The sequence below is a fragment of the Cupriavidus phytohabitans genome, assembly GCF_017815025.1.
Lineage (GTDB): Bacteria > Pseudomonadota > Gammaproteobacteria > Burkholderiales > Burkholderiaceae > Cupriavidus.
Genome location: NZ_JAGIQB010000210.1, coordinates 1 through 990, shown reverse-complemented (window position 1 = coordinate 990; position 990 = coordinate 1). Strand labels below are relative to the sequence as shown.

Annotated in this window: 1 protein-coding gene; it reads left to right on the top strand. The window is 66.1% G+C overall.

The window, feature by feature from the left end; translation table 11 throughout:
- The coding region (locus J8I34_RS34185) for an S-(hydroxymethyl)glutathione dehydrogenase/class III alcohol dehydrogenase (RefSeq protein ID WP_209808594.1) at positions 1-984 on the top strand (984 nt) is incomplete at its 5' end.
- Between the last annotated feature and the right edge of the window lie 6 nt (positions 985-990).

Sequence of the window (990 nt, the reverse complement as noted above, 5' to 3'; positions counted from 1 at the left end):
ACCGACTACTACACGCTGTCCGGCGCCGATCCCGAAGGCATTTTCCCGGCGATCCTGGGCCATGAAGGCGCCGGCATCGTCACCGACGTCGGCCCCGGCGTGACCTCGCTCAAGCCCGGCGACCACGTGATTCCGCTGTACACGCCGGAATGCCGCCAGTGCAAGTTCTGCCTGTCGCGCAAGACCAACCTGTGCCAGGCGATCCGCGCCACGCAGGGCAAGGGCCTGATGCCGGACGGCACCTCGCGCTTCTCGCTCGACGGCAAGCCGATCTTCCACTACATGGGCACGTCGACCTTCGCCAACCACATCGTGGTGCCGGAGATCGCGCTGGCGAAGATCCGTCCCGACGCGCCCTTCGACAAGGTCTGCTACATCGGCTGCGGCGTGACCACCGGCGTGGGCGCGGTGCTGTTCACCGCCAAGGTGGAAGCCGGCGCCAACGTGGTGGTGTTCGGCCTCGGCGGCATCGGCCTGAACGTGATCCAGGCGGCGAAGATGGTGGGCGCCGACAAGATCATCGGCGTGGACCTGAACCCGGTGCGCGAGGCAATGGCGCGCAAGTTCGGCATGACGCATTTCATCAACCCGAAGCAGGTCGAGAACGTGGTCGACCACATCATCCAGCTGACCGACGGCGGCGCGGACTACTCGTTCGAATGCATCGGCAACACGCAGGTCATGCGCCAGGCGCTGGAGTGCTGCCACAAGGGCTGGGGCAAGTCGATCATCATCGGCGTGGCCGAGGCCGGCGCCGAGATCTCGACGCGCCCGTTCCAGCTGGTGACCGGCCGCGAGTGGAAGGGTTCGGCCTTCGGCGGCGCGCGCGGCCGCACCGATGTGCCGAAGATCGTCGACTGGTACATGGATGGCAAGCTCAACATCGACGACCTGATCACGCACACGCTGCCGCTGGAGCGCATCAACGAGGGCTTCGACCTGATGAAGCGCGGGGAGTCGATCCGATCCGTAGTGTTGTACTGAGGCGCG